Annotated in this window: 20 protein-coding genes; 18 read left to right on the top strand and 2 right to left on the bottom strand. The window is 68.4% G+C overall.

All coding sequences use genetic code 11. The features are described from left to right. Positions 1-36: 36 nt before the first annotated feature. The 16 genes from QE412_RS06975 (at position 37) to QE412_RS06900 (ending at position 14,462) form a co-directional block, all read left to right on the top strand. Complete coding sequence (locus QE412_RS06975; RefSeq protein ID WP_307481521.1) at positions 37-780, top strand: L-threonylcarbamoyladenylate synthase; 744 nt, start codon at positions 37-39, stop codon at positions 778-780. After that, entirely contained in the window at positions 777-1,931 is a 1,155-nt protein-coding gene (locus QE412_RS06970) for an MraY family glycosyltransferase (RefSeq protein WP_307481519.1), read from the top strand. Before QE412_RS06975 ends, QE412_RS06970 begins: the two co-directional genes overlap by 4 nt. Continuing rightward, positions 1,928-2,389 carry a hypothetical protein gene (locus QE412_RS06965; protein ID WP_307481517.1) on the top strand — a complete coding sequence of 154 codons (462 nt, stop codon included), beginning with the start codon at positions 1,928-1,930 and terminating at the stop codon, positions 2,387-2,389. Before QE412_RS06970 ends, QE412_RS06965 begins: the two co-directional genes overlap by 4 nt. A 153-nt stretch (positions 2,390-2,542) precedes the next feature. Further along, entirely contained in the window at positions 2,543-3,349 is an 807-nt protein-coding gene (atpB, locus tag QE412_RS06960) for a F0F1 ATP synthase subunit A (protein WP_307481516.1), read from the top strand. Positions 3,350-3,392: 43 nt separating this feature from the next. Then, entirely contained in the window at positions 3,393-3,632 is a 240-nt protein-coding gene (gene atpE, locus QE412_RS06955) for a F0F1 ATP synthase subunit C (protein ID WP_055834851.1), read from the top strand. Positions 3,633-3,661: 29 nt separating this feature from the next. After that, positions 3,662-4,222: a F0F1 ATP synthase subunit B gene (locus QE412_RS06950; RefSeq protein ID WP_307481514.1), complete on the top strand. Its 561-nt coding sequence runs from the start codon at positions 3,662-3,664 to the stop codon at positions 4,220-4,222. Next, positions 4,222-5,013: a F0F1 ATP synthase subunit delta gene (locus tag QE412_RS06945; RefSeq protein ID WP_307481511.1), complete on the top strand. Its 792-nt coding sequence runs from the start codon at positions 4,222-4,224 to the stop codon at positions 5,011-5,013. Before QE412_RS06950 ends, QE412_RS06945 begins: the two co-directional genes overlap by 1 nt. A gap of 62 nt (positions 5,014-5,075) precedes the next feature. Then, positions 5,076-6,707, top strand: coding sequence for a F0F1 ATP synthase subunit alpha (atpA, locus tag QE412_RS06940; RefSeq protein WP_307481509.1), 1,632 nt, complete (start codon positions 5,076-5,078; stop codon positions 6,705-6,707). A gap of 24 nt (positions 6,708-6,731) precedes the next feature. Beyond that, positions 6,732-7,628, top strand: a complete 897-nt coding sequence (locus QE412_RS06935; RefSeq protein WP_307481508.1) for a F0F1 ATP synthase subunit gamma — start codon at positions 6,732-6,734, stop codon at positions 7,626-7,628. 21 nt (positions 7,629-7,649) lie between these two features. Next, positions 7,650-9,098 carry a F0F1 ATP synthase subunit beta gene (gene atpD, locus QE412_RS06930; RefSeq protein WP_307481506.1) on the top strand — a complete coding sequence of 483 codons (1,449 nt, stop codon included), beginning with the start codon at positions 7,650-7,652 and terminating at the stop codon, positions 9,096-9,098. Position 9,099: 1 nt separating this feature from the next. Beyond that, on the top strand, positions 9,100-9,360 hold the full coding sequence (locus QE412_RS06925; protein WP_307481505.1) for a F0F1 ATP synthase subunit epsilon: 261 nt from the start codon (positions 9,100-9,102) through the stop codon (positions 9,358-9,360). 71 nt (positions 9,361-9,431) lie between these two features. After that, positions 9,432-10,181, top strand: a complete 750-nt coding sequence (locus QE412_RS06920) for a YaaA family protein (RefSeq protein WP_307481504.1) — start codon at positions 9,432-9,434, stop codon at positions 10,179-10,181. A 110-nt stretch (positions 10,182-10,291) separates the two neighbouring features. Continuing rightward, positions 10,292-10,978, top strand: coding sequence for a DUF5684 domain-containing protein (locus QE412_RS06915; RefSeq protein ID WP_307481502.1), 687 nt, complete (start codon positions 10,292-10,294; stop codon positions 10,976-10,978). A 62-nt stretch (positions 10,979-11,040) separates the two neighbouring features. Next, positions 11,041-12,021, top strand: a complete 981-nt coding sequence (locus tag QE412_RS06910; RefSeq protein WP_307481501.1) for an aldo/keto reductase — start codon at positions 11,041-11,043, stop codon at positions 12,019-12,021. A 100-nt stretch (positions 12,022-12,121) separates the two neighbouring features. Beyond that, positions 12,122-12,895 carry a PP2C family protein-serine/threonine phosphatase gene (locus QE412_RS06905; protein ID WP_307481499.1) on the top strand — a complete coding sequence of 258 codons (774 nt, stop codon included), beginning with the start codon at positions 12,122-12,124 and terminating at the stop codon, positions 12,893-12,895. 46 nt (positions 12,896-12,941) lie between these two features. Further along, on the top strand, positions 12,942-14,462 hold the full coding sequence (locus tag QE412_RS06900; protein WP_307481498.1) for an APC family permease: 1,521 nt from the start codon (positions 12,942-12,944) through the stop codon (positions 14,460-14,462). Between the two features lie 49 nt (positions 14,463-14,511). On the opposite strand, the gene QE412_RS06895 is transcribed toward QE412_RS06900, so the two are convergent. Beyond that, entirely contained in the window at positions 14,512-15,495 is a 984-nt protein-coding gene (locus QE412_RS06895) for an asparaginase (RefSeq protein ID WP_307481496.1), read from the bottom strand. A gap of 71 nt (positions 15,496-15,566) precedes the next feature. Here QE412_RS06895 and QE412_RS06890 point away from each other — a divergent pair, with 71 nt between their 5' ends. Continuing rightward, positions 15,567-16,037 (top strand): OsmC family protein, encoded by a 471-nt coding sequence (locus QE412_RS06890; protein ID WP_307481495.1) that lies wholly within the window; start codon positions 15,567-15,569, stop codon positions 16,035-16,037. Positions 16,038-16,078: 41 nt separating this feature from the next. Continuing rightward, entirely contained in the window at positions 16,079-16,558 is a 480-nt protein-coding gene (locus QE412_RS06885) for a hypothetical protein (protein ID WP_307481493.1), read from the top strand. 204 nt (positions 16,559-16,762) lie between these two features. On the opposite strand, the gene glpK is transcribed toward QE412_RS06885, so the two are convergent. Next, a complete protein-coding gene (glpK, locus tag QE412_RS06880) occupies positions 16,763-18,274 on the bottom strand; it encodes a glycerol kinase GlpK (RefSeq protein ID WP_307481492.1) in 1,512 nt (503 codons plus the stop codon). Between the last annotated feature and the right edge of the window lie 22 nt (positions 18,275-18,296).

Below are 18,296 nucleotides of genomic sequence, written 5' to 3'. Positions count from 1 at the left end.
CGCGCACGGCGTCGCGCGACTAGACTGGCGCGCGACATGTCACCCGTCTACGACTGCCGTGACGAGTCGCAGCTGCTGCCCGGGATGCGCCACGCGCGTCAGGCGATCGGCCGAGGCGAACTCGTCGTGCTCCCCACCGACACCGTCTACGGAATCGCCGCGGACGCGTTCAACGCGCGCGCCGTCGCGGGCCTTCTCGAGGCGAAGGGGCGCACGCGCCAGCAGCCGCCGCCGGTGCTCGTCGCCGGCGTCGGCACGCTCCGCGCCCTCGTGGCCGAGATCCCTCCCGCGGTCGACGATCTCGTTCGCGAGTTCTGGCCGGGCGGGCTCACCATCGTGCTCCCCGCCCAGCCGTCGCTGTCGTGGGACCTCGGCGAGACCCGCGGCACGGTCGCGGTGCGCATGCCGGCGCACAAGATCACCCTCGAACTGCTGGAAGAGACCGGCCCCCTCGCCGTCTCGAGCGCCAATCTCACCGGCATGCCCGCCGCGGTCGACATCGACGCGGCCCGCGACATGCTGGGCGAGAGCGTGGCCGCCTACCTCGACGCGGGCGTGAGCGAGACCGGTATCGCCTCGACCATCGTCGACGCCACCACGCTGGTGGGCGGGACCGAGCCGCGGGTGCGGGTGCTGCGCGAAGGCGCCATCTCACGCGAACGCCTGCGCGAGGTGCTCGGCGATCTGCTCGAGGACGACCCGGTCGACGCCCGCGACGCCCCCGCTGCGACGTCAGCGCCGGTGGGCGACACCCCGGATGCCGAGGCCCCGGGTCCGTGACCCAGTACCTCCTCACCATCCTGTTCACCGCGGCGGTGACGCTGGCGCTGTCGTGGGTGGTGTGGAAGCTCGCGCTGCGCTTCAAGCTGTACCCCGGGATCCGCGACCGCGACGTACACAAGACGCCCACGCCGCGCCTGGGCGGGGTGGCGATGTTCCTGGGGGTCGTCGCCGCGTTCGCGTTGTCGAGCCGAAACCCCTACTTCTCGATCTTCTGGACCGATCCGGTGCCCGTCCTCTCGCTACTCGGGGCGGTGCTGCTCATCGTGGTGGTGGGCGTCGTCGACGATCTCTGGGACCTCGACTGGATGATCAAGCTCGGCGCACAGTTCATCGCCGCGGGCGTGATCGCCTGGTTCGGGCAGCTGCAGATCCTTTCGCTGCCGATCGGTGCCCTCACGGTCGGGTCGAGCTGGGTGAGCTTCCTGCTGACGGTGTTCGCGCTGGTCGTCGTCATGAACGCGGTCAACTTCATCGACGGGCTGAACGGTCTCGTCGCGGGCGTGTGTCTCATCGCCAACGGGGTGTTCTTCGCCTACTCGTATCTGCTCGTGCGCGACACCGGCGCCAGCACCTACTTCAACCTCGCCTCGTTCATCGCCGCCGTGCTCGTGGGAGCGTGCCTGGGCTTCCTGCCGATGAACTGGACCCCCGCGAAACTGTTCATGGGCGATGCGGGCGCGCTCATGCTGGGCCTGTTGATGGCGAGCTCGGCCGTGGCCATCACGGGCCAGCTCGACCCGGCGGTGCTGGATCCCGAGAAGATCGGTCGATCGCAGCTGCTGGGAGCGTTCATCCCCATCCTGCTGCCAGTCGTCATCGTGCTGCTGCCGCTGCTGGACTTCGGCCTCGCGGTCGCCCGTCGCCAGTGGGCCGGGCGCTCTCCGTTCTCGCCCGACCGCAAGCACCTGCATCACCGGATGCTCGACATGGGGCACACCGACCGCGACGCGGTGCTCATCTTCTACAGCTGGACCGCCGTGGTCAGCCTGGCCTTCCTGCTCATGTACATCGGCACCCAGCAGAGCTGGCCCGGCGATTACGCCTTCGGCATCGTGTTCGGCGTCGTCGGCGTCGCCGCATGCGTGGTGCTGACCCTGCTTCCGTCCCGACGCTTCGCGCGTCGCCCCGTCCGTGAGGAAACGTCATGACCGCCCCGCTCTCCAGTACCCCCGTCCTGCGCGCCGCGCTCATCTGGTCTGCCGTGGTGGCCGTGGTCGTCCTCGTGGTCGCTGTCGGCGTCGGCGCGCTCGTGGCCGGCGGCAACGGCGCACTGAGCGGGGGAGTGGGCGCGGCCGTCGGCGCGATCTTCCCCGCCTTGACCGCCGTGAGCATCCTCGTCGCCAACCGGTTCTACGGCCACCCCGCCTGGTTGCAGATCTTCTTCGGCGTCGTGCTGGGCGGCTGGCTGTTGAAGTTCGTGCTCGTGATCGTTGCGTTCCTGGTGCTGCTACGCCTGGACTGGGTGGTCGCACCCGTGTTCTTCTTCGCGCTGCTGGCCACCGCGGTGAGCTCGCTCGTGGTCGATCTCATCGTGATCTCGCGCATGCGCTTGCCGGCCGTCTCCGAGACGGTGCTGCCCACGCACAGCGACCCGAATGAGGTCTGACCACAACCGGATGCCGCAAACCCGGCGATCTTTGCTAGGGTGGTCCTACGCACCTCGGCCGGTGTGCGGCGGTGACGCCGAGGCCCCGGGGAGAGACGTTTCCCACCCTCCCCGAACCGCTTCACTGCGGCTCGAGAAGCTGGAGCCACCCCGTTGACTCAGGCGAATACGATCGCGCACATCACTGCTGACGCGAACACATTCCACCCGCCGTCCATCTCGGACTTCTTCCCGCCCGAACTGCTGTTCGCGGGCACGCCCTTCGCGGTCACGCGCATCACGCTCGTGCAGCTGCTCGCCACCGCGGTGATGGTGCTCATCATCGTGCTGGGCACGCGCCGTCTGACGGTCGTTCCCGGTCGCTTCCAGAGCGTCATCGAGCTGGGCTTCGGCTTCATCCGCGAGCAGATCGCCTTCCAGGTGCTCGGCGAGAAGGACGGCAAGCGGTTCCTGCCGCTGCTGACCGCGATGTTCCTCACGATCCTCGCGCTCAACCTGACCGGTGTCATCCCGTTCCTCAACATCCCGGGTACCTCGGTCGCCGGTGCGCCTCTCGTCTTCGCGCTCACCGCGTACGTCGCGTTCGTGTACGCCGGCATCCGTCGTCACGGCTTCGGGCACTTCCTCAAGAACTCGCTGGTCCCCAGCGGGGTGCCGATCTACCTCGTGCCGATCATCGCGATCGTCGAGCTGATCTCGGTCTTCGTGGCCCGCCCGGTCTCGCTGTTCCTCCGACTGCTGCTGAACATGATCGTCGGGCACCTCATGCTCGTGCTGTTCTTCTCGGCCACCCAGTTCTTCTTCTTCAGCTTCAACCTGCTCACCCCGCTCGCCGCGGGAACGCTCGCCCTCGGGTTCGCGTTCACCCTCTTCGAGGTCTTCGTGGCGCTGCTGCAGGCCTACGTCTTCACGATCCTCACCGCGGTCTACATCCAGCTCGCGGTGGCGGAAGAGCACTGACGACCAGCCGCCCGGCTGTTCGCCCTACGAAAGGAAACCCTCAGTGGACGCAACGACGATTCTCGCTCAGGTCACGGGCAACATCGCGACCGTGGGCTACGGTCTCGCTGCCATCGGCCCGGCCATCGGCCTCGGCATCATGATCGGCAAGACCATCGAGTCGACCGCTCGTCAGCCCGAGCTCGCCGGTCGCCTCCAGACCACCATGTTCATCGGTGTCGCCTTCATCGAGATCCTCGCGCTGATCGGCATCGCCACGCCCTTCATCTTCGGCGCGCTCTGATCCACCCGATCCCCGAGTAAGGAGACAGGATGCTTCAGGCTCTTGTCACGGTCGCAGCCGAGGAAGGGCACGACAGCGCGGGCAACCCGCTGCTGCCGGCCGTCTACGACATCACGTGGTCGCTCGTCTGCTTCGTCATCATCGCCTTCGTCGTGTGGCGCGTCGCGCTGCCGCGCATCGGCGCGGTCCTCGACCAGCGCAGCGCTGCGATCGAGGGCAACATCGCCAAGGCCGACGAGGCCCAGCGCAAGGCCGAGGCCGCGCTCGAGGAGTACACCGCGCAGCTCTCCGCCGCCCGCAAGGAGGCCGGTGAGATCCGCGAGGCCGCTCGTGAAGACGGTCGCAAGATCGTCGCCGAGGCCAAAGAGACCGCCTCGTCGGAGGCCGCACGTCTGACGGCGGCCGCGCACACGCAGATCGAGGCCGAGCGCCAGACCGCTCTCGTCTCGCTCCGCGCCGAGGTGGGCACGCTCGCCGTCGACCTGGCCGGCAACGTCATCGGTGAGAGCCTCTCCGACGACGCCAAGGCGCAGGCCGTGGTCGACCGCTTCCTCGCCGACCTCGAGGCATCCGAGAAGGCGGCCAAGTAATGGGCAGCGCGACCACTCAGGCACGGGCCGCCGTCGCGAGCGCCCTCGGCGCCGCGACCGGTGTCGACCTCGACGTCACCCGCGAGCTGTTCGCCGCGGCGCGCACCGTCGACTCGTCGTCGCACCTGAGCGGCGCGCTGGCCGATTCGTCGGCGCCTGCTTCGGCGCGCGCCGACGTGGTCACGGCCGTCTTCGGCCCGTCGTTCGCTCCGACGACGGTCGCGCTGCTGCGCACCGTCGTCGAGCAGCGCTGGTCGAGCGTGAGCGAGCTGATCGACGGGCTCGAAGAGCTGGCGATCCGTGCAGCGGCCGTGGCCGACACGCACAGCGACATCGAAGGAGAGCTGTTCCAGTTCTCGCGCACCGTCGCCGCCAACGGAGATCTCGAGCTCGCTCTCGGCAGCCGCGTGGGCGAGCCGGCGGCCAAGGGGGCCCTCGTCACCTCGCTGCTCCAGGGGCGCGTGAGCGAGGCCACCGTGCTCGTCGCGTCGTCGCTGGTCCAGCAGCCGCGCGAACGTCGTGTGCGCTCGCTCCTGCGCTGGGCCGAGAAGCTCGTCGCCGAGCAGCGCGGACGCGTCGTGGCGACGGTGCACGCCGTCGCCCCGCTCAGCGAGGTGCAGGCCACGCGCCTGCAGAACGCCCTCGGCGCGCGTTATGGCGCAACGGTGACCTTGAACACGGTCATCGACCCGACGGTGGTGGGCGGGCTGCGCGTGCAGATCGCCGACGACGTCATCGACGCGAGCGTCTCGGCGCGTCTCGCCGACCTGCGGCAGCGGATCGCAGGCTAAGACTTCCCGCCCGGAACGGGCGGAGATCTGGGGGCCGATGGCCCCACGAACGAAGGAAGACAATGGCAGACCTCTCTATCAGCCCCGACGTCATCCGTGACGCGCTGAAGGACTTCGTCAACGCCTACGAGGCCACTGGCGCCGCGGCGAACGAGGTCGGTTCGGTCGTGGATGCCGCCGACGGCATCGCTCACGTCGAAGGCCTCCCCGGTGTCATGGCGAACGAGCTCGTGCGCTTCGAAGACGGCACGCTCGGCCTCGCGCAGAACCTCGACGAGAACGAGATCGGTGTCGTCGTGCTCGGCGAGTTCTCGGGCGTCGAAGAGGGCCAGCCGGTCACCCGCACCGGCGAGGTGCTCTCGGTCGGTGTCGGCGAGGGCTACCTCGGCCGTGTCGTCGACCCGCTCGGCAACCCCATCGACGGTCTCGGCGAGATCGCGACCGAGGGTCGTCGTGCCCTCGAGCTCCAGGCCCCCGGCGTCATGCAGCGCAAGAGCGTGCACGAGCCCCTGCAGACCGGCATCAAGGCCATCGACGCCATGATCCCCGTCGGCCGCGGCCAGCGTCAGCTCATCATCGGCGACCGTCAGACCGGCAAGACGGCCATCGCGATCGACACGATCATCAACCAGAAGGCCAACTGGGAGTCGGGCGACGTCAACAAGCAGGTGCGCTGCATCTACGTCGCCATCGGCCAGAAGGGCTCGACCATCGCTTCGGTGAAGGGCGCCCTCGAAGACGCCGGCGCGATGGAGTACACCACCATCGTCGCCGCACCCGCCTCCGACCCCGCGGGCTTCAAGTACCTCGCTCCCTACACCGGCTCGGCCATCGGTCAGCACTGGATGTACGAGGGCAAGCACGTCCTGATCATCTTCGACGACCTGTCGAAGCAGGCCGAGGCCTACCGTGCCGTGTCGCTGCTGCTGCGCCGCCCGCCGGGCCGTGAGGCGTACCCCGGCGACGTGTTCTACCTGCACTCGCGTCTGCTCGAGCGTTGCGCGAAGCTGTCCGACGACCTCGGTGCCGGTTCCATGACGGGTCTGCCCATCATCGAGACCAAGGCCAACGACGTCTCGGCGTACATCCCGACCAACGTGATCTCGATCACCGACGGGCAGATCTTCCTGCAGTCCGACCTCTTCAACGCCAACCAGCGTCCCGCGGTCGACGTGGGTATCTCGGTCTCGCGCGTCGGCGGTGACGCTCAGGTCAAGTCGATCAAGAAGGTCTCGGGAACGCTCAAGCTCGAGCTCGCGCAGTACCGTTCGCTCGAGGCGTTCGCGATGTTCGCGAGCGACCTCGACGCGGCCTCGCGTCGTCAGCTCGCCCGCGGCGCGCGTCTGACCGAGCTGCTCAAGCAGCCGCAGTACTCGCCGTACCCGGTCGAGGAGCAGGTCGTGTCGATCTGGGCCGGTACGAACGGCAAGCTCGACTCGATCGAGGTGTCCGACGTGCTGCGTTTCGAGCGCGAGCTGCTCGACTACCTGCGTCGTAACTCCACCGTGCTCGACTCGCTGCGCGAGACGAACGTGCTGGGTGACGACATCGTCGCCGAGCTCGAGCAGAAGGTCGACCAGTTCATCCTCGAGTTCCAGGCCGGCGACGACCAGGGTCTCGTCGGCACCGAGAACGTCGAGGCCGCCGAGGCCGACGACGTCAACCAGGAGCGGATCGTCAAGGGCCGTCGCTGACAGCGACGACACGAGAACGGAATCATGGGCGCACAACTACGGGTCTACAAGCAGAAGATCAGTTCTGCTCAGACGACCAAGAAGATCACGAAGGCGATGGAGCTCATCGCTGCGTCGCGCATCCAGAAGGCGATGGCGCGTGTGCGCGCGGCGTCGCCCTTCGCGCGCGCCGTGACCAACGCGGTGTCGGCGGTGGCGACGCACTCGAGCGTCGACCACCCGCTGACCACCGAGCGCGAGAACATCCGCCGCTCGGCCGTGGTGATCTTCACCTCCGACCGCGGGCTCGCCGGCGCGTTCAACTCGCAGATCCTCCGTGAGGGTCTCGAGCTGGCTGCGCTGCTGCGCTCGCAGGGCAAAGAGGTGGAGTTCTACCTCGTGGGGCGCAAGGCGGTCGGGTACTTCCAGTTCCGTCGCATGGCCAGCAAGGCCCAGTGGACCGGCGACACCGACACGCCGCAGTTCTCGACCGCCGAAGAGATCTCGGCGGCTGTGCTGGAGGCGTACCACCGCTCCGGCGAGAACGACGGCGTCGACGAGATCCACCTGGTCTACAACCGCTTCGTCAGCATGATGACGCAGTCGCCCGAGACCGTGCGCCTGCTCCCGCTCGAAGTGGTCGAGGCCGACACCGACGCCTCCGCGACGGTGTACCCGCTCTACGAGTTCGAGCCGGACGCCGAGACCGTTCTCGACGCCCTCCTGCCGGTCTACGTCCAGAGCCGCATCTTCAACGCCCTCCTGCAGTCGTCGGCCGCCAAGCACGCCGCCACGCAGAAGGCCATGAAGTCGGCCAGCGACAACGCCGACAAGCTCATCACCGACTACACCCGCCTGCGCAACAACGCGCGACAGGCGGAGATCACGCAGCAGATCGCCGAGATCGTCGGCGGCGCCGATGCTCTGGCATCCGGCAAGTAAGTCCCAAGGAGAGAAGAAGCCATGAGCCTCACCGCCGAGAAGACCGACGCAGCCGTCGTCGGGCGCGTCGCGCGCGTCACCGGCCCGGTCGTCGACATCGAGTTCCCGCACGACTCGATCCCCGAGATCTACAACGCGCTGAAGACGACCATCACGATCGACGGCGTCTCCACCGAGATCACGCTCGAGGTCGCCCAGCACCTCGGCGACGACCTCGTGCGCGCCATCTCGCTCAAGCCGACCGACGGCATGATCCGCGGCCAGGAGGTGCGCGACACCGGCGGACCCATCACGGTGCCCGTCGGCGACGTCACCAAGGGCAAGGTGTTCGACGTCACCGGTGAGGTGCTGAACGGCGAGCCCGGCGAGACCATCGAGGTCACCGAGCGCTGGGGCATCCACCGCAAGGCGCCGAGCTTCGACCAGCTCGAGTCGAAGACGACGATGTTCGAGACCGGCATCAAGGTCATCGACCTGCTCACCCCGTACGTGCAGGGCGGAAAGATCGGCCTGTTCGGCGGCGCCGGTGTCGGAAAGACGGTCCTCATCCAGGAGATGATCCAGCGCGTCGCGCAGGACCACGGTGGTGTGTCGGTGTTCGCCGGTGTCGGTGAGCGCACCCGTGAGGGCAACGACCTCATCCACGAGATGGAAGACGCGGGGGTCTTCGACAAGACCGCCCTCGTGTTCGGCCAGATGGACGAGCCGCCGGGGACGCGTCTGCGCGTCGCCCTGTCGGCCCTGACGATGGCGGAATACTTCCGCGACGTGCAGAAGCAGGACGTGCTGCTGTTCATCGACAACATCTTCCGCTTCACGCAGGCCGGTTCCGAGGTCTCGACGCTGCTGGGCCGCATGCCCTCGGCCGTGGGCTACCAGCCGAACCTGGCCGACGAGATGGGTGTGCTCCAGGAGCGCATCACCTCGACGCGCGGTCACTCGATCACCTCGCTGCAGGCGATCTACGTCCCCGCCGACGACTACACCGACCCGGCCCCGGCGACCACGTTCGCTCACTTGGATGCCACGACCGAGCTCTCGCGTGAGATCGCGTCGAAGGGTCTGTACCCCGCCGTCGACCCGCTCAGCTCGACCAGCCGCATCCTGGACCCGCGCTACATCGGTGCCGACCACTACCGCGTGGCCACCGCCGTGAAGCAGATCCTGCAGAAGAACAAGGAACTCCAGGAGATCATCGCCATCCTCGGTGTCGACGAGCTCTCCGAGGAAGACAAGATCGTCGTGTCGCGCGCACGCCGCATCCAGCAGTTCCTCTCGCAGAACACCTACATGGCGAAGAAGTTCACCGGCGTCGAGGGCTCCACGGTCCCGATCAAGGAGACCATCGAGTCGTTCGACGCCATCGTCAAGGGCGACTTCGACCACGTGGCCGAGCAGGCCTTCTTCAACGTCGGTGGTATCGGCGACGTCGAAGAGAAGTGGGCGCAGATCCAGAAGGAGAACGGCTGACATGTCGCTGCGTGTGAGCCTGGTCTCGGCCGACGCCGAGGTGTGGACGGGGGAGGCCTCCCTCGTCGTGGCCAAGACGGTCGAGGGCGAGATCGGCTTCATGCAGGGACACGAGCCGGTGCTCGCGATCCTCGCGCAGGGTGAGGTGCGCATCACGCGCACCGACGGCACGAAGATCCTGGCCAACGCCCGAGACGGCTTCCTGTCGATGGCCGACGACGAGCTCACCATCGTCGCCGGTAACGCCGCCCTCGTCTCCTGACGGCCTTCTTCACGACGCGCGCCCCCCGGTCCTCCGGGAGGCGCGCGTCGTGCTTTCCCCGAAAGACATCGATGCTGGTCCTTCTTCCTCCTTCCGAGACCAAACGTCCCGGCGGCGACGGTCCGCCGCTGGATGTCGCAGCGTTGACAGTGCCGACGTTGCGACCGCAGCGCGAGGCGGTCGTCGATGCGCTCGTCGCGCTGTCGTCGCACGAGGACGAAGCGGCGCGGGTGCTCAAGCTCAGTGCGAAGCGTCGGCACGAGATCGCCGACAACGCAGCCCTGCGCTGCGCACCGACGATGCCCGCGATCGATCGCTACACGGGCGTCCTCTTCGATGCGTTGGATGCCGGCAGCCTCGACGCCGCCGCACGTTCATGGCTGGGGGAGCACGTCGTCATCCACTCGGCGCCGTTCGGACCGATCGGTGCGCTCGACGGCATTCCCGCGTATCGCCTGGCGGCGGGCACGTCGATTCCCGGCCTGCCCGCACTGCGGCGCGTGTGGGCGGATGCCGTGACGGCTGCGTTCGTCGAGCTGGCGCCCGCCTTCGTGCTCGACCTCCGTTCCGAGGCCTACGCGGCGCTGGGCCCCGTGCCCGCGTCGGTGGACGCCGCCTACGTGCGGGTGGTGACCGAGGGTGAGGGGGGAGTGGTACGCGCGCTCAATCACTTCAACAAGCACGCCAAGGGAGACCTCGTGCGCGCCCTCGCCACATCGGGGCGCCGTGTCGCGACACGGCGAGACTTCGAGGAGTGGGCGGCGACGACCGGGTGGGTGCTTCGTCCGGGCGTGCGGGAAGAGCTCCACCTCGTCGTCTGACCCCTCCGAGCGCGGGGCTGTCAGCGAACACTCAGGCTCGCTAGCATGTGTCCCACGGGAGATACCCGCCGGGGCGCGCGTTCGCGGGCGGTCCGTTCGAGAGGATCGACGTGCATATCATCAGTAGTTTCACTTACTCGGAATACGGGACGACGACGGGGGCCGAGGCCGTGTTCGGGGTGGTCTTCTTCGTGTTCGCGGTTGTCCTGTCCCTCGCCGGATACCTCATCGGTTCCTTCCTGCTCATGAAGGTCTTCGAGCAGGCCGGCGTCGAGGGCAAGTGGCGTGCGTGGGTGCCGGTCTACAACGTCATGGTCTTCGCCAAGCTCGGCGACATCACGCCGTGGGCCATCGTGTTCGTGATCGTCGCGTGGGTCATCCCGATCGTCAACTTCCTCGCCGTGCCGGCGATGTTCGTCCTGGTGATCATGGCCTCGGTGAGGATCAACGCGAAGTTCGGTCGCGACTGGCCGATTCTGTTTCTGTACATCCTCGGCAGCCTTGGCATGTGGATCTGGCTCGGCATTCTCGCGTTCAGCGGCAACCGCTGGAATCCCGCCGCGGCATCGCCGTCGCCCTGGGCCTCCTCTTTCCTCGCCGATAAGACCTTCTGGGAGGGCATCCCCGCCCAGCCCGCGCAGAACGTCGCCGCCCCCTCCGCCGGGTACGGTGCCGACGCGCCGCCTGCGCCGGGCTACGCGCCCCCGGCGGCTCCGCCTGCGCCGGGCTACGCGCCCCCGGCGGCTCCGCCGTCCGGCGGTCCCACCCCTCCACCCCCGGCCGGTCCGCAGGTCTGACACGACGGGGCTTCCCGCTGACGCGGGGAGCCCGTCGTGTCGGTCGGGGTTAGCGTGGGGGGATGACGTCCCCCGCTCTTCCCCTTCGTCCCGTCGGCCGCTCCGGCCTCCGCGTCTCTGCCGTCGGCCTCGGCTGCAACAACTTCGGTCGGGCCGGAACCGCGACCGAGACGATCGCCGGCACCCGTGCGGTGCTCGACGCCGCGATCGATGTCGGCGTGACCTTCCTCGACACCGCAGATGTGTACGGTCGCGAGTTCGGCCTGTCCGAGACGCTCATGGGCGAGGCGTTGGAGGGCCGGCGCGATCGGGTCGTCGTGGCGACCAAGTTCGGTCACGCCGACCTCGCTCCCGCCCTGCCGGGCGGCGCGAAAGGCTCGCGCGCGCACATCCGACGGGCGGTCGAAGGCTCGCTACGGCGTCTGCGTACCGACTGGATCGACCTCTACCAGTTGCACACTCCCGACCCCTCCACGCCGATCGACGAGACCCTCGACGCTCTCACCGACCTCGTGCGCGAGGGCAAGGTGCGCTACATCGGCCACTCCAACTTCACGGGCTGGCAGATCGCCGAGGCCGAGTATGCGGCATCCGGTGTGCGCTTCGTGTCGACCCAGAACCAGTACAGCCTGCTCGCGCGCGCCGCGGAGCGGGAGGTGATCCCCGCGGCCGCACGGTTCGGACTCGGCCTGCTGCCGTTCTTCCCGCTGCACAACGGTCTGCTGACGGGCAAATTCACCCGCGAGGGCGGGCCCGAGGGAAGCCGCATCATGCGCCAGCGCCCGCACCTGTGGCGCGACGCGCCGTGGGACGCCCTCGAGCGGTACCGCGCGTTCTGCGACGCCCGGGGCATCAGCATGCTCGAGGCGACGTTCGCCTGGTTCCTCGCGAACCCGCACGTGTCGAGCGTCATCGCCGGAGCGACGAGCCCCGAGCAGGTGCGCGCGAACGCCGCGGCGGCGACGGCCTGGACCCCGGATGCCGCGGACATCGCCGAGATCGACGCGATCTTCGCCCTCCCCGCCGATCCGGCAGCGGGATGACCCCGCGCGGCGCGTCCCCGGGCGGGGGGCGCAGGTCGACTAGGATGACAGGGCCGTGCAGACCCGCCGGCGCAGCTGTCGGCCAACCGGAGGATCTTTCGTGCCCGAGGTGACCACCCACACGCGTACCGTTCCGCTCGGCGCGGGCGACATCGAGTTGTCGTGGGCGGCGAGCACCGACACGGGTCGCCGTCGCGAGGTCAATCAAGACGCCGTGCTCGCCGACTACCCGCTCTTCGTCGTCGCCGACGGCATGGGCGGACACCTGGGTGGCGAGATTGCCAGCGCGAGCACGGTCGAGCGTCTGCGTGCCGTGGTGGCCGGTGGCTCGGTGTCGTCGAAGACCATCGAGAAGGCCCTGTCGCGCGCGGTCAAAGACATCGTGGCCCACCCCGAGACCACCGACGAGGGCACGGGGACGACTCTCACGGGTCTGTACCTCGAGACGCATACCGATGAGCCGCACTGGGTGACGTTGAACATCGGCGACTCGCGTGTCTACCTGCTGCGCGACGACGAGATCGTTCAGGTGACGACGGATCACTCGGTGGTGCAAGAGCTCATCGCCGCCGGCCGTCTCAGCCCCGAAGAGGCCGAGAACCACCCGTACGGCAACGTGATCACGCGCGCCGTCGGACCGAGCGACAGCGTCAAGCCCGACTACCTTCGCCTCGACGTGGTCGACGGCGACCGGTTCGTGATCTGCTCCGACGGCCTCACCAAGGAACTCACCGACTTCGGTATCCGTCACTTCCTCGAAGCCAACGCCGACCCGGCCGCCGCGGTCGAGGCCATGATGGCGGCCGCTCTCGAGAACGGCGGCCGCGACAACATCACGATCGTCGTCCTCGACGTCGCTCGCCACTCCGCCTGAGAATCTCTTCTTGACCGCGGCGACCCGCGGATTCTACGTTCGGCACATGACCTCCGCACCCGAACGGACCGCGGGCAAGGGATTGGCCAGCGGAACGCTCGGACTCTGGGGTTCGACCGTCATCGGACTGGCATCCACCGCCCCCGTCTACTCCCTCGTCGCCACACTCGGTTTCGTCGTCGCCGCGGTCGGCGGTTCGGCCCCGATCGCCTTCATCATCGCCTTCATTCCGATGCTGCTCATCGCTTTCGCCTACCGCGAGTTGAACAACGACGTGCCCGACTGCGGCACCACCTTCACATGGTCGACGAAGGCTTTCGGACCCTGGGTGGGCTGGATGGGCGGCTGGGGTGTCGCCGTGGCCGGCACCGTGGTGCTCGCCAATCTCGCGCAGATCGCGGGGATTTACGTGTGGACGCTCGTGGGGGACGGATCTCTCGCCGAGAACGTGCCGCTCGTGACCGCGACGGGCGTCTTCTTCATCGCGGTGATGACCTACGTCAGCTACCGCGGCGTCGAGATCGGCGAGCGGATCCAGAACGTCCTGCTCGGGGTGCAGTACCTGGTGCTGGTGCTGTTCGTCGTGCTGGCGCTGTGGAAGTTCTTCGACGGCACCGCCCCGAACCCGACCCCGTTCGACCTGCAGTGGCTGAACCCGTTCGGCTTCGAGGACCGCGCCGGGTTCACCGAAGCGGTGCTGCTCGCGCTGTTCATCTACTGGGGCTGGGACACCTGCCTCGCCCTGAACGAGGAGACCAAGGATCCCACACGCATTCCGGGGCGAGCCGCGCTGTTGACGACGGTGATCCTGCTCGGCACCTACGTCGCCGTGACCATCGCCGCGATGATGTACGCCGGGGTGGGCGAAGAGGGAGCCATCTCCAACGTCGACGACGTCTTCCTGGCCCTCAAAGACGGACTCTTCGGGCCGTTCGGCTGGCTCCTCGTGCTGGCCGTGATCATCTCGGCGGTGTCGTCGACGCAGACCACCATCCTGCCCACGGCTCGAGGCACCCTCGCGATGGCCGCGTACAAGGCCCTGCCCCAGCGCTTCTCCACGGTGCACCCGCGATTCCAGACGCCGTCGTTCTCGACCGTCGTCATGGGCGTGGTGGCGAGCCTGTATTACATCGGGATGACGCTGATCAGCGACGACATCCTGCAGGACTCCATCGCCTCGCTGGGCCTTGCGATCGCGTTCTATTACGCCATGACCGGGTACGCATGCGTGTGGTACTTCCGCCGCGACCTGTTCACATCGGGTAAGAACCTGGTCTATCGCGGCATCCTGCCCCTGTTGGGAGCGTTGATGCTGACCTACGCGTTCGTCCAGTCGGCGATCGACATGTTCGCCGTCGACTACGGCAACAGTGAACTCCTGGGCGTCGGGGGCACGTTCGTGCTCGGCATCGGCTCGCTCGCGTTCGGCGTCGTGCTGATGCTCCTGTGGTACCTCTTCCCCGCGGCGAAGGCGTTCTTCCGGGGCGAGAGCCTCAACCGCGACACCGAGGTGCTCGTCCCCGAGGAGCCGATCGCGTACCCGCGCTCGGTCGACGGGGGCATCTGAGGGGGACCCGTCGCAGACGCCGCGTCGGCGTTCTCGGTGGCGGTTCGCGTCAGACCGCGCAGCGGATGGCGCCGACCTCGCGCCCGGCGCCCGAGACGCTCAACGGCAGCAGCGCCAGAGTGTCGGCGACCGCCTCGGCCGTCAGAGCGCCGGCGCGCTCGAGCAGGCGGAGTGCGACAGCGTGGCCGGCACGGTTCGAACCGTCGAGCATCTTCAGCGCGACGGTCGTCCCGTCGGGAGCCGTCATGACCTGGACGCCCTCTGCGCCCATCTTGGAGAACACTCCGAGGCGCTCGATCACGACCGTGTCGGGGCGACCGGGTCCGTCGATCGTCCACGCGTGCTCCTTCACGGCGCGCACGAGAGTGCCGGCGCTGCGATGCAGGGCGAAGGGGGAACGCTCCGACGACGTCGCGATGCGCTGGATGGCCCGGGCGAGACCGACGAGGCTCATCGCGTAGACGGGGGCACCGCACCCGTCGATCGCGGTCGTCGTCATGCGCTCGCCCACGAGGCGCTCGATCACCTCGCGGATGTGGACCTGCAGCGGGTGCTGCGGGTCGAGGTAACCCGCGGTGGGCCAGCCGTTCGAGACGCACGTCAGAAGCATCGCGGCATGCTTGCCGGAGCAGTTCATACGCAGCGGTGAGGGCGTGCCGTGGTCTCGTACGAGCTCGTCGCGCGCGGCGGTGTCACTCGGCCAGGCCGCGGGGCAGCCCAGATCGTCTTCGGTCAGACCCGCGGACTGCAGGATGCCACGGGCCACCTCGGCGTGCCGTTCGGTGCCGCAGTGGCTCGCCATCGAGATCGCCAGGCGCTCGCCCGCGAGGTCGGCTCCGGCCGACAGGCAGGCCAGCGCCTGCAGGGGCTTCATGCTCGAGCGGGGGAGGAAGGCGGCCGTCGCCTCGCCGAGCGTCAGGGTCTCGGCACCGTCGGGTGCGAGGACGACGGCGACGCCGTGGTGGCGGGATTCGACGAATCCGCTGCGTTCGACGACGGCGAGTTCGACGGAGGCGGGGGGTGTTGCGGCCATCCCTCCATCGTATCCCGGCGGACCTCGGCTGCCGGGGGCCGGTGAGCGGCGAGGAACGGCAGACTGGGGGCATGAATGGAGAGCATCACTACCGCCTGCGCTCGACCTGGACCGGCGATCGGGGGAGTGGCACGAGCGGTTACCGCGATTACGACCGCTCCGTGACGCTCGAGGTCGACGGCAAACCCGCCATCGCGGCATCCGCCGACAAACCCTTCCGCGGCGACCCCGTCAAGTGGAACCCCGAGGAGCTGTTGCTCGCCGCGCTGAGCGAGTGCCACCTGCTGTCGTACCTGCACGCGTGCGTGACGACCGGTGTCGTCGTCACCGCGTACGAGGACGACGCGTCGGGCACGATGCAGGAAGACGGAAACAGCGGCGGGGCGTTCATCGAGGTGGTGCTGCGCCCGCGGGTGCGCGTGGCCGAGGAGTCGATGGTGGAGGCCGCCCGTGCCGCGCACCGGCAGGCGCGGGAATGGTGCTTCATCGCCAACTCCGTGAACTTCCCCGTGCGTCACGAACCCGAGATCACCGTGGGCTGACCGGTGTGCGCCGGGGCTCCTCGGCGTCGTACAGTGAGCGCATGCAGCTCGAACCGGCCCTGCGCGGCCTCGATCGGATCGCCGGCGGACGCCAGGCCGATCATCGCGTCGCCGCATCCGAGGATCCGCGTGTGCGACGGGCGTTCCGCGCCGTCACGCTCCTGCTCGCGATCGGCTTCGTACTCGGCGTCGCCACGGTCGCCGTCGCCTTCGTCATGACGGTGAACGGCGACGACGTGGGATTCGCCGTCTGGATGCGCTGCCTCGTCGTGCTGGCCATCACCACCACGTTGTTCTACTTCCTCTGGCGCGCACACGCGGGGTGGTACTGGGCGTTCCGCCGGCTGCAGTTGTTCAGCCGGATCTTCCCGATCGTCGCCCTCGTGCTCGCCGCCATCCCCGGGTTGTACCCGTTCTGGGTGGTGACCGAGCAGATCCTCTTCGCGATCCTGCTGATCGGCGTCTCGGACTACCTGCAGTCCGACCCGGTGCGCGCGGCGTACCCGAAGCCGGAGCGCTGAGTCCTCGGCATCCGGATCCCGAACGTCGACTCCCGCGACGCGGCGCGGACGCGTGACGAGCACAACTCCTGCAATGCGGCGCTCCGGTGACGGTTTCGGCCCGTGACGCGGCAGATCGCAGGAGTCGTGCGGCCTCGGCGGACCAGAAGCTCCGACGACGGAACCCCGTCGGCATGATGCCGACGGGGTTCCGGGGCACGGCGCTCAGCGCACGTCGTCGTCGACCCAGTCCATGGACTTGGTGACGGCCTTCTTCCACAGGCGCAGCTCGCGGTCGCGTTCCGCGGATTCCATGTCGGGCTCCCAGCGCTTGTCCTCCTGCCAGTTGGCGCGGAGGTCGTCGAGGTTGTCCCAGAAGCCGACGGCCAGGCCGGCGGCGTACGCGGCGCCCAGCGCGGTGGTCTCGGCGACGACCGGGCGCACCACCGGCACGCCCAGGATGTCGGCCTGGAACTGCATGAGCTCGTCGTTGGCGGTCATGCCGCCGTCGACTTTGAGCTCGGTCAGGTCGACACCCGAGTCGGCGTTGACGGCCTCGAGCACCTCGCGGGTCTGGAACGCGGTCGCCTCGAGCGCGGCACGGGCGATGTGGCCCTTGTTGACGAAGCGGGTCATACCGACGATCGCGCCGCGGGCGTCCGGACGCCAGTACGGAGCGAACAGACCCGAGAACGCGGGCACGAAGTACACGCCGCCGTTGTCGTCGACGGTGCGGGCCAGCGCCTCGACCTCGGGGGCCGAGGAGATGATGCCGAGCTGGTCGCGCAGCCACTGGATGAGCGATCCGGTCACCGCGATCGAGCCCTCGAGTGCGTAGCGCGCGGGCTGGTCGCCGAGCTTGTAGCCCAGCGTGGTGAGCAGGCCGTTCTTGGAGCGGACGATCTCTTCACCCGTCTGGAAGATGAGGAAGTTGCCCGTGCCGTAGGTGTTCTTGCTCTCGCCCGGGTCGAACGCCGCCTGCCCGAAGGTCGCTGCCTGCTGGTCGCCCAGGATGCCGGCGATCGGGGTCTCGCGCAGCAGCGAGGAGGACTCGACCGTGCCGTAGACCTCGGAGGAGGAGCGGATCTCGGGGAGCATCGAGCGCGGCACGCCGAAGTCGGCCAGGATGTCGTCGCGCCACTCGAGCGTCTCGAGGTCCATGAAGAGCGTGCGGCTGGCGTTGGTGACGTCGGTGGCGTGCACGCCGCCGTCGATGCCGCCGGTGAGGTTCCACAGCACCCACGTGTCGGTCGTGCCGAACAGCAGGTCGCCGGCCTCGGCCTTCTCACGAGCGCCGTCGACGTTCTCGAGGATCCAGACGATCTTGGTTCCCGAGAAGTAGGTCGCCAGCGGCAGGCCGACGACGCTCTTGTAGCGCTCGGGGTCGCCGTCGGCGAGGCGGTCGACGATCGGCTGGGTGCGGGTGTCCTGCCACACGATGGCGTTGTAGACGGGCTTGCCGGTGTTCTTGTCCCAGACCACCGCGGTCTCGCGCTGGTTGGTGATGCCGACGGCGGCGATGTCGTGGCGGGTGATGTCGGCGCGGCCGAGGGCCAGGCCGATCACCTCCTGGGTGTTGCGCCAGATCTCGAGCGGGTCGTGCTCGACCCACCCGGCGCGGGGGAAGATCTGCTCGTGCTCCTTCTGCCCGACGGCGACGACGCCGCCGGACTTGTCGAAGATCATCGCGCGGGTCGAGGTCGTGCCCTGGTCGATGGCGAGGACGTAGTCGGCCATGGAGGGACTCCTTTGTCTAGTT

This window comes from Microbacterium trichothecenolyticum, assembly GCF_030818955.1.
GTDB lineage: Bacteria > Actinomycetota > Actinomycetes > Actinomycetales > Microbacteriaceae > Microbacterium > Microbacterium trichothecenolyticum_B.
This window is presented reverse-complemented; position numbering and strand designations above follow the sequence as displayed.

What these genes read in the sequence shown, in the direction of transcription:
- QE412_RS06885 (WP_307481493.1), top strand. Translation starts at nt 16,079, where the DNA reads ATGCAGCTCGAACCGGCCCTGCGCGGCCTCGATCGGATCGCCGGCGGA.
- QE412_RS06920 (WP_307481504.1), top strand. Translation starts at nt 9,432, where the DNA reads ATGCTGGTCCTTCTTCCTCCTTCCGAGACCAAACGTCCCGGCGGCGAC.
- QE412_RS06975 (WP_307481521.1), top strand. Translation starts at nt 37, where the DNA reads ATGTCACCCGTCTACGACTGCCGTGACGAGTCGCAGCTGCTGCCCGGG.
- QE412_RS06925 (WP_307481505.1), top strand. Translation starts at nt 9,100, where the DNA reads ATGTCGCTGCGTGTGAGCCTGGTCTCGGCCGACGCCGAGGTGTGGACG.
- atpD (WP_307481506.1), top strand. Translation starts at nt 7,650, where the DNA reads ATGAGCCTCACCGCCGAGAAGACCGACGCAGCCGTCGTCGGGCGCGTC.
- QE412_RS06945 (WP_307481511.1), top strand. Translation starts at nt 4,222, where the DNA reads ATGGGCAGCGCGACCACTCAGGCACGGGCCGCCGTCGCGAGCGCCCTC.
- QE412_RS06890 (WP_307481495.1), top strand. Translation starts at nt 15,567, where the DNA reads ATGAATGGAGAGCATCACTACCGCCTGCGCTCGACCTGGACCGGCGAT.
- QE412_RS06950 (WP_307481514.1), top strand. Translation starts at nt 3,662, where the DNA reads ATGCTTCAGGCTCTTGTCACGGTCGCAGCCGAGGAAGGGCACGACAGC.
- QE412_RS06910 (WP_307481501.1), top strand. Translation starts at nt 11,041, where the DNA reads ATGACGTCCCCCGCTCTTCCCCTTCGTCCCGTCGGCCGCTCCGGCCTC.
- QE412_RS06935 (WP_307481508.1), top strand. Translation starts at nt 6,732, where the DNA reads ATGGGCGCACAACTACGGGTCTACAAGCAGAAGATCAGTTCTGCTCAG.
- QE412_RS06895 (WP_307481496.1), bottom strand. Translation starts at nt 15,495, where the DNA reads ATGGCCGCAACACCCCCCGCCTCCGTCGAACTCGCCGTCGTCGAACGC.
- QE412_RS06965 (WP_307481517.1), top strand. Translation starts at nt 1,928, where the DNA reads ATGACCGCCCCGCTCTCCAGTACCCCCGTCCTGCGCGCCGCGCTCATC.
- glpK (WP_307481492.1), bottom strand. Translation starts at nt 18,274, where the DNA reads ATGGCCGACTACGTCCTCGCCATCGACCAGGGCACGACCTCGACCCGC.
- QE412_RS06900 (WP_307481498.1), top strand. Translation starts at nt 12,942, where the DNA reads ATGACCTCCGCACCCGAACGGACCGCGGGCAAGGGATTGGCCAGCGGA.
- atpA (WP_307481509.1), top strand. Translation starts at nt 5,076, where the DNA reads ATGGCAGACCTCTCTATCAGCCCCGACGTCATCCGTGACGCGCTGAAG.